The 9,318-nt window shown below is 56.6% G+C and carries 7 protein-coding genes; all 7 read left to right on the top strand.

Annotated elements, in window-relative coordinates; genetic code table 11:
* The coding region (locus tag NKJ08_RS37370; protein WP_352786185.1) for an amidohydrolase family protein at positions 1 to 480 on the top strand (480 nt) is incomplete at its 5' end.
* Entirely contained in the window at positions 480 to 1,583 is a 1,104-nt protein-coding gene (locus NKJ08_RS37375; RefSeq protein ID WP_352786187.1) for an amidohydrolase family protein, read from the top strand. The genes NKJ08_RS37370 and NKJ08_RS37375, both read left to right, overlap by 1 nt.
* Before the next feature lie 353 nt (positions 1,584 to 1,936).
* A complete protein-coding gene (locus NKJ08_RS37380) occupies positions 1,937 to 3,841 on the top strand; it encodes an ABC transporter ATP-binding protein (protein WP_352786195.1) in 1,905 nt (634 codons plus the stop codon).
* Positions 3,842 to 3,852: 11 nt separating this feature from the next.
* The gene (locus NKJ08_RS37385; RefSeq protein WP_352786189.1) at positions 3,853 to 5,454 is read left to right on the top strand and encodes an ABC transporter substrate-binding protein; all 1,602 of its coding nucleotides are present in this window, start codon (positions 3,853 to 3,855) and stop codon (positions 5,452 to 5,454) included.
* Positions 5,455 to 5,484: 30 nt separating this feature from the next.
* Positions 5,485 to 6,429, top strand: a complete 945-nt coding sequence (locus NKJ08_RS37390) for an ABC transporter permease (protein ID WP_352786191.1) — start codon at positions 5,485 to 5,487, stop codon at positions 6,427 to 6,429.
* Between the two features lie 13 nt (positions 6,430 to 6,442).
* On the top strand, positions 6,443 to 7,285 hold the full coding sequence (locus NKJ08_RS37395) for an ABC transporter permease (protein WP_352786193.1): 843 nt from the start codon (positions 6,443 to 6,445) through the stop codon (positions 7,283 to 7,285).
* Positions 7,286 to 7,654: 369 nt separating this feature from the next.
* Positions 7,655 to 9,088, top strand: a complete 1,434-nt coding sequence (locus tag NKJ08_RS37400; protein ID WP_352786194.1) for a M20 family metallopeptidase — start codon at positions 7,655 to 7,657, stop codon at positions 9,086 to 9,088.
* Positions 9,089 to 9,318 lie beyond the last annotated feature (230 nt).

The raw sequence follows: 9,318 nt of genomic DNA on the forward strand, positions 1-9,318 counted from the left end.
AGCAGCGGTATGGGTTGGCCGTCGACCTACCTTCAGGACTATGCCAGCGGAACGCACATTTTCGCGGCACAGCTCCAGAGCCTGATCATGGAGGGTGTATTTGCCAAGTTCCCCGATCTTACCTTCGTGATGATCGAGGCGGGCATCAGTTGGGTGCCCAGTTTTATCTGGAAGAGCAAGAAAGACTGGCATGGTACCCGCGGCGAGGTCCCGTGGGTGAAGCGCTCTCCCGCGGTGGAAATCCGGGATCGTGTCCGGTTTACAATCCAGCCATTCGATACGTCGAAGGATCCGGTGCACGTCGAGAAGCTGATAGAGCATCTCGGCTCCGAAGACATGCTGCTCTTCTCTTCCGACTACCCGCATTGGCAGTTCGACGGAGATGATCCGATGCCGCCCGGTTTTCCAGCGCGGCTTCGCCACAAAATCGCGCAGGAGAACCCGTTGCGGACTTACCCACGGCTGATGGAGACGGTGTAATGAACGATACGATAGCCAGCCCGAAGCAGCCGGTGCGTTCCACATCTTCGGTAGGCATAGCCGATTGCGATATCCATCCGGCGCTCAAAGACCGCTATGGCCTTCATCCGTATATGTCAAAGCGATGGCGCGATCATCTCGATCAGTATGGAGAGTTGGGATTCGAGGCGTTTACCAGCGGCTACAACTATGACGGATCCAATCCAATGTCGTGCCGTCGTGACGCCTGGCCGGATGGCGGGCTGCCCGGTTCGGACCTGGCGCTCATGAGGAAGCAGCACCTCGATCCCAACAATGTCGTCTTCGGTGTGCTCCAACCCATGGTAGGGCTGCCCAACGGCGGGCGCAATCTCGATCTCAGCAACGTGTTGTCCACGGCGATCAACGATTGGCAGATCACCGAGTTCGTCGAGCCGGAGGATCGGCTGAGAGCGTCCGTTGTGGTCGTTCCGGACGATGTCGTTGCCTCGGTCGCAGAAATCGAAAAGCGGGCTCTCGATGCGCGATTTGTCCAGGTGGAGATATTCGCAGGGACAACCGAACCATTGGGCCACCGGCGCTACAGGCCTATCCTGGAAGCTGCGGCTCATCATGGCTTTCCGATCGGCATGCACATCGGAGGCCGAGCCGGCGCCCGGACTGCCAGCGGCTGGCCGTCCTACTACTGTGAGGACCATTTGGATCTCACCTTCGCTGCGCAAACGCAGATTATGAGTCTCATTCTCGATGGCGTGTTCGATCAGTTGCCATCTCTCAAGGTGGTCATCGTCGAGTGCGGCTGTACCTGGTCGATCGGACTTGGACACCGGCTCGACATGTTGTGGCGGCGCATGGGCTCGGAAGTGGCGAGCCTGAAACACCCGCCTTCGCAGTATCTTCGCAAGCATTTCTACTTTTCCACACAGCCGGTGGAAGAGCCGGACAATCCCGAGGAACTGAACTACCTGTTTGATCAGATCGGTTGGGACAAGCTGCTGTATGCCAGCGACTATCCTCACTGGGACTTTGACGATCCACGCTACGCCTTCAAGGCTCGAATATCCGAGGAACACAAGGCGATGCTGTTTCGGGAGAACGCCAGAAACGTTTATCGGAGCCTGTAACGCGAACACCCGAGTATCAGCATGCGCATAATGCGCCAGGCACTACGCCAAGATACAGCAGGGTAGCCGCTTCATATGTGGCCCACAGGAAGGATTTCGATGGCTGGGCAACCGACGGCGCAACGAACTGGTCCTGACCAGACGTGTTGTCCTGTTTCACGCGAATGGAGACTTGAGTGGGTCGAGAAAGCGAACTGCGCGGCGGACACAGACCTATCCGTCCGGTCCGACAAAATTGATCTGTTGAACGTGCTCAACGAAGCAAAAGATTTCTGGGCCAGAACCTTGTCCGGTCTTCAGCGAAAATTGGTCATAGGTCTTGGAGGGGTCTCGTGGTTTCCGACCTGGTAGATTTGTGCAAGCCTGAGTCAAGAGTGCGTAGACACGGAACGACCGAGCCGGTCCTTTCGGTTTCGCAGTTGGTGACCTCCTTCCGTGTCGGAGGGCGCTGGGCGCCCGTCGTGGACGGCATATCGTTTGACATCGGCGCAAGAGAGACAGTCGCCGTCGTGGGCGAATCCGGCTCGGGAAAGAGCGTGACGGCTCTCTCGATCATGCGGCTCAACTCGCCAGCTTCGAGCAGGGTGGAAGGGTCGATCAAGCTTGAGGGGCAGGAGCTGCTCACGCTCTCGCAAGCAGAAATGCGTCGTATCCGCGGCAACGACATTGCCATGATTTTTCAGGAGCCGATGACCTCGCTGAACCCGGTACTCACAATCGGGTTCCAAATAGCGGAATCGCTGATTCTGCACCGCAGCCTGTCGCGATCCGAGGCTGAGTTGGAAACGATTAGGCTGTTGGAGAAGGTACGGATCCCGGCGGCGAAGTCGCGCTTCCACGAATATCCACACCACTTCTCTGGGGGCATGCGCCAACGCGTGATGATTGCGATGGCGTTGGCCGGCAAGCCAAAGCTGCTGATTGCCGATGAGCCGACGACGGCACTGGACGTGACGATCCAGGCGCAAATCTTGGAGCTGATCAAGGAGCTGCAGAAAGAGGAGGCCATGTCCGTCCTCTTCATCACGCACGACATGGGCGTCGTCGCCGAGATCGCCAACCGCACGGTGGTCATGTATAACGGTCAGGTGGTCGAGGCTGCGCCGACCGAGGACATCTTCAAACGCCCCGAACACCCCTACACGCAATCGCTGCTTGCAGCCGTCCCAAAGCTCGGCTCGATGAAGGGGCGAAGGCGGCCAATGCGTTTCACGATCGTCGACCGCACGACTGGCCAATCCGACGTGCCGGCCGAGGTGCCGGACACTGTCAAGGAGGCGGAGCGCCCGGTGCTGGAGGTTGCGGGCTTGACTAAGCGCTTCGAAATCCGGTCGGGCATGTTTTCTTCGGTCAAAGGCCGGGTCTACGCGGTCGAGAATGTCTCCTTCAGCGTCAAGAGCGGCGAAACCTTGGCACTGGTCGGCGAATCAGGCTGTGGTAAATCGACGACAGGCCGGACGGTGATGCGGTTGACTGAGCCCCTCTCCGGGTCGATTTTGCTCGATGGTGTTGACCTTGTAAAACTTGGTCAATCCGAGTTGCGCAAACAGCGTAATCGCATTCAGATGATCTTCCAGGATCCGTTCGCATCGCTCAATCCGCGCATGGATGTCGGCACAGCGATCATCGAACCGCTGCTGATCAACAATCTCGCCAGCCGCTCGGAAGCACGCGATAAGGTCGCTGACCTCCTGCAGCGGGTAGGTCTTTCGCCTGACATAGTCAACCGCTTTCCGCATGAGTTCTCGGGTGGCCAGCGCCAGCGCATCTGTATTGCCCGTGCGCTTGCACTCGAGCCGCGGCTCATCATAGCGGACGAAGCCGTCTCGGCGCTGGACGTGTCTGTGAAGGCGCAAGTCGTCAACCTTATGCTGGATCTCCAGGCTCGTATGGGCCTTGCCTATCTTTTCATCTCGCACGACATGGCAGTGGTCGAACGCGTTAGCCACCGCGTGGCTGTGATGTATCTTGGCGAGATCGTCGAGATCGGCCCGCGCGAGGCGATTTTTCAGAATCCGCAGCATCCGTATACCAAACGGCTGCTCGCGGCAGTGCCGATCGCAGATCCGGCACGGCGCCTGCAGAAACGCCCGGTCTCAAATGACGAAATCAAGAGTCCGGTCCGGCCTGCAGACTACGTCCCACCTATACGCCAGTATCGTGAAGTCTCGCCTGGCCACGCAGTCATGATTTGGGGCGAGGAATGGGAGCAGGAGAACCCAATGGGCACTACAGCCTATTGGTCCTTAAACAACTAGAGGGAACGAAAATGAAGATCAAACTCATGACATCGACGTCCAGAACAACTGCAGTGCGTTGGTTACTAACGACTGCCTTTATCGGCGTTTTATCCGTCGGCACGGCGAAGGCGGACACGCTGCGCGTAATAGAGGGAAGCGCCCTGAAAATTGTTGATCCCATTGTAACAACATCGGGAGACACGCAGATCCACGGGTATCTGATTTACGATAAATTGTTCGAATTCGACAGCAGCGGCACACCTCGTCCCCAAATGGCCGACAAAGTTGATGTGAACTCGGACAAGAAGACCTACACAATCACGCTTCGCAAGAGCCTGAAATTCTCCGACGGAGCTCCAATCACCACTGACGACGTGATCCAGTCCCTGAAGCGCTGGGAGTCTCGGGATGTGGTCGGTGGACTCCTTGGATCCCGGGCCAAGGAGATGGTGAAGGTCGACGATCTGACGTTTCGGATCGAGCTTAATGAGCCGTTCGACGTTCCCTCGGCGCTTGCCAGTACTGAGGGTAATGTCCCTTTCATAATGCCCAAGCGGGTCGCCTCCCTGCCACCAACGGAACAACTCACCGATACAACCGGTTCTGGTCCGTATAAGTTTGATTACTCCAACTGGAAGCCAGGGCAAACGCCCGTCTACACCAAGAACTCCTTCTACACTCCGCGCAACGACCCGCCGAGCTTCTATTGGGGTAAGAAAGAGGCAACCTTTGATAAGATTGAAGTTTCTTACATTCCCGACCCAAACACCGCGATGGCGGCGATGCTCACTGGGAAACAAGATATCTGGCTAACTCCTGCGATCGACAACGCTTTGGCGCTGCGAAAAGATCCGAAGCTCGTGGTCTCGAAAGGATATTTCGTGCAAAGCCTCTTCGTGGTGAATCATGAGGTGCCACCGTTCAACAACATAAAGGCGACTGAGGCTCTTACCTACCTGATCGACCAGAAGGAGGTCATGCAGATCTCTGTGGGTGACCCGCAATTCTGGCATCCCTGCTACGCTTATCTCACCTGCGAGGGAAAGTATGGCGACGAGTCCGCCTATAGCGGCCACCGGGGTGCCGCGGACTTTGACAAGGCTAAGGAGCTCTTCAAAGAAGCCGGTTACGATGGAAAGCCGATTGTGATCTTCGATCTAACCGATTGGGCAGAGGCCCACGCGAGATCGTTGTACTTGGCGCAGCAGTTGAGAAAGATTGGCGTCCAAGTAGACCTTCAAGCAATGGATTGGGCTACCGTGACGTCGCGCCGCACGTCTAAGGCGCCTGCTTCGGAAGGCGGGTGGAACCTGTTCCCTACCTACATGGAGGTGGGACCTGCCAGTTCCCCGATCACCCATCTGATGCTGGCTGCGAACTGCGACAAGGCTTGGTTTGGTTGGCCTTGCGATGAAAAGCTCGAGAAACTGAGAGCTGCCTTCGCCAGCGCAGTCGACGAGAACGAGAAAAAGAAAATTACTTTTGAACTCCAAGCCCGCGCATCAGCCTATTTTCCCTTTGTCATGACGGGAGAGTACGGCATTCCGACTGTTTACGGAGCCGACCTCGAAGGGTTCAATCCCGAGGCACCTTATGCCTATTTCTGGAATATCCGGCGGAAGGGCCAGTAGCGCAACGCGTCTACGGTTTGTGAGGTAAGTATGATCAGGTATCTCATTACCAGGGTCCTTTCCGTCATTCCGGTGGTGGGGATCGTGACCGCCATAGTTTTCGGTCTGACGTATCTGAGCCCTGGAGATGCCGCGGCTATGCTGGCGGGCGACTACGCGACGCCCGCCCAGATCGCTGCGATTCGGGAGAGCCTTCATCTCGGTGATCCGCTGGTTGTCCAGTATCTTCATTGGTTGGCGAATGTCGTCCAGGGGAATCTGGGAAACTCGATCTTTTCCAGACAGCCAGTATTCAATCTTATTCTGTCGCGAGTAGAACCGACGATTATTCTCGCGACCGCAGCAACTGTGGTTCAAATAGCCGTCTCGCTGCCGTTGGGATTGTTGGCAGCACAAAAGAGAGGGGGCATCGCTGATCGCTTAGTATCGCTCTTCGGGGTTGCGGGGACAGCGATACCTCCCTTTCTGATAGGGTACGTGCTGATATTCACGTTCGGTGTGTACTTTGGGTCAATGCCGGTCTCCGGGTTCCCAGGATTCGACCGCGGTGTGACGGAAGTCTTGCGGCATGTGCTTCTGCCCGCAACCATGTTGGGATTTGCGCAAACGGCACTCATCACTCGAATCACAAGAGCGAGCGCAATCGAAGTGCTGAATCAGGACTTTATCCGTGTCGCGCGAGCGAAAGGGCTCGACGAGTTCACGATCCTCGTTCGACACTGCCTTAAGCTGATCGCTGTACCTCTGGTCACCGTAGTTGGAATGTCGTTCGCGGGTATGCTTGGTGGTGTCGTAATAACAGAGACTGTCTTCGCAATTCCCGGGGTCGGTAGCCTCCTCGTGGAAGCCATCCAGCACCGGGATGTTCCGGTCATTCAGGGGGTCCTACTGATAAGTGCGTGTGTGTATGTCATGGTAAATCTGCTGGTGGACCTGTCGTACCCCTTAATGGACCCGAGAATTAAATATACTTGAGGAGTTAGGCCGTATGACGTTTTCCCTGTTGTGGCCGCATATGACGCGCCTGCCGGCGTCGGTGCGTGTCGCCGTGATTTTCATGCTTTTGGTTGTGCTCGTGTCGTATCTGGGTCCTGGGATAGCCAATCTTAATCCCTTGTCGATAAGTCCGGAGTTGAGACTCAATCCGCCCAGTAGCGCCCATTTGCTGGGCACCGATATGTTCGGGCGGGACATTTTCACGCGTGTGCTTTACGGCGGGCGGGTCTCGCTCGCAATTGGACTGGCCACTGCGGTTCTGGCGACAACAGCCGGAACAATCTTGGGTCTTGTGGCAGGTGCCGGACAGGCATCAGACAAGATCTTGATGAGGGTGATGGACGGCATTATGGCGATACCGGGGATCCTGCTCGCCATTGCCTTGGCAACGATCTTCGGTGGCGGGATCTTGACCGTAATCCTGGCTTTGGCGATACCGGAAGTGCCCGGTGTTGCAAGATTGGTTAGGAGCTTAACGCTGACGCTCCGGGAGCAGGTCTTCATAGAGGCGGCTCGGTCATACGGCGCTAGTCCTCTGCGGCTATTATTCAAGTACATTTTGCCGAACGCGTTGGCCCCAATCACCGTGCAGGCGACATATATCTGTGGCCTGGCTATTCTTTATGAAGCCTACCTGAGCTTTGTCGGTGTCGGGGTTCCTCCTGAGCACCCGAGTTGGGGCAATATCGTCGCCGAAGGCCGGTCGTTTGCTCTGATCGCACCTTACCTAATATTGTATCCAAGCCTCGTAATTGTGGCTGTAGTATTGGCTATCAATTTGATTGGTGATGGCCTGCGTGACATGCTCGACCCTCGCTTCGCGCTACCCGACTAGGTCGTTGCGCAAGATCGTCGGCCGACGCCTCGTCGAGTGGTATATGAGGATCGAAGGGCCAAACGACCGAGGATATTTCGAACCTCAACGCAAATCGATTGCAGCTTGCTGGAGTGTCCTCACCTGCGCGCTGAGCTGACAGGATATTGAATCATGGCGGCGAGCTATCAGTCACCATCGAAAGTTAACCTGACCACATCGGTTGGGACATTCCCACTCTCGAAAATGCACTCCGTGCTAGAACGGCCTACTCTTCGCCCGCGTACCTCGGCGAGGTCGCCGGAAAGCCCGAGAAATGCCCAAGAATTTAAACGCTTCCGGATACGGCCATCCGAACAGTTAGCCATGACCTCAAGGGACATAGAAATTATGCAAAACGATCCTCTCAGCCTTGATGAAATCGTCCGCCGCGTGAATGCGAAAGCCGCCGACTACTGCGCCTTAAGCGATCGCATCTGGGCAATGCCAGAATTAGCGTTTGAGGAGCATCGCTCGGTTGCAGAGCACGTCGCTATGCTTGAGCGCGAAGGTTTTCGCATCACAGCGAATGTCGGCGGCATCGCTACCGCCTTCGTCGCCGAATTCGGCAAGGGGAGCCCCATCATTGGCATCCTTGGCGAATACGATGCGCTTCCCGATCTTGCTCAAGTGTCGGGCGCAACTGAGCCCAGCTCATCAACCGCGGGAGGACCAGGTCATGGCTGCGGGCACAATCTACTCGGTTCTGGATCAGCGCTTGCAGCAGTTGCATTAAAAGATGCGCTCGGAGCTGAAAGTATTGAAGGTACTGTGCGCTATTATGGCTGCCCCGCAGAAGAAGCTGGAGGGGGTAAGGCCTACATGGCCCGAACCGGCGCTTTTAACGATCTCGATGCAGCCTTGTGCTGGCACCCAGCAGTGGTAAACGAAGTGTTAACAAAGTCCACGAACGCTGCAGTGTGGGCTCGTTTCTCCTTTACTGGTCGCGCGGCCCATGCGGCGGCGGATCCACATTTGGGGCGCAGCGCGCTCGACGCGGTGGAGTTGATGAATGTGGGCGTCAACTACATGCGCGAGCACATGCCCTCAAACGCTCGCGTTCACTATGCGATTACCAACGCCGGCGGTGAGGCCCCTAACGTTGTGCAGGCGTATGCTGAGTCAGCTTATTCTGTTCGTTCTCCGAACTTGCAAGATGCTGAGCGGGTGTTCGCGCGCGTGAAAAAGATTGCAGAAGGTGCTGCGCTTATGACCGAGACCTCTGTTAAGGTGCAAATCACTGGCGGCTACTCCAACATTTTGCCCAACAAAGCGCTGCAGGACGTCATGTATGAGAACATGCGCCGTGTTGGCCCGCCCGCCTTTGACGGCGCTGACTATGAGTTCGCCAAAGAGCTCCGCCAAATGGCCCTGACGGACGAAGATGTGCTGGCCAGCGTCGCGTCGCGCGATGTTTCGCTGAAGGACAAAATGCTCCACGATAGCCTCCTACCATTGGGCACAGACCCAATCGAGATGGGCTCGACAGATGTGGGCGACGTCAGCTGGATCGTGCCGACTGCACAGTGTCAAACAGCCTGTTTCGCCATCGGCACGCCCTTCCACAGTTGGCAGCTCGTCACCCAAGGCGATTTGCCTGCTGCCCACAAGGGGATGATATTGGCTGCCAAGGTGATGGCTTCTACGGCGGCAGATTGCATACGCAATCCAGAAATCATCGCTCGTGCAAAGGCGGAGTTGAAGCAACAAACGGGGGGGCGGCCATATCTCTGCCCAATACCTTTGGACGTTATGCCCAGCACTCTGCGGGCGAAGGCGTCATAAAGCCCGGTTCCAATCGCCGACGTGACAAAGCATGGCAGGCTCGCTTCGGTTCCACGCACCCGATGTCGCCCTGTGGTGGTGCATTTTGATCCAATCTGTCTATTCCGCAGATGGAGCGAGGTTATTACGTTTAACATGGCTTCTCGGATCAGTTCCGTCTCGCTTTTGCCAGGGAGGAAAAATGGCTAAGCACGTGGTGGGCAAGGCAGAGGATGTCGGCCCGGGCATGC

The sequence above is a fragment of the Mesorhizobium sp. M0244 genome (assembly GCF_040321795.1).
Classification (GTDB): Bacteria; Pseudomonadota; Alphaproteobacteria; order Rhizobiales; family Rhizobiaceae; genus Mesorhizobium.

Excerpts from the sequence above, each read along its gene's own strand:
- NKJ08_RS37375 (WP_352786187.1), top strand. The coding sequence starts at position 480 with ATGAACGATACGATAGCCAGCCCGAAGCAGCCGGTGCGTTCCACATCT.
- NKJ08_RS37385 (WP_352786189.1), top strand. The coding sequence starts at position 3,853 with ATGAAGATCAAACTCATGACATCGACGTCCAGAACAACTGCAGTGCGT.
- NKJ08_RS37390 (WP_352786191.1), top strand. The coding sequence starts at position 5,485 with ATGATCAGGTATCTCATTACCAGGGTCCTTTCCGTCATTCCGGTGGTG.
- NKJ08_RS37395 (WP_352786193.1), top strand. The coding sequence starts at position 6,443 with ATGACGTTTTCCCTGTTGTGGCCGCATATGACGCGCCTGCCGGCGTCG.
- NKJ08_RS37400 (WP_352786194.1), top strand. The coding sequence starts at position 7,655 with ATGCAAAACGATCCTCTCAGCCTTGATGAAATCGTCCGCCGCGTGAAT.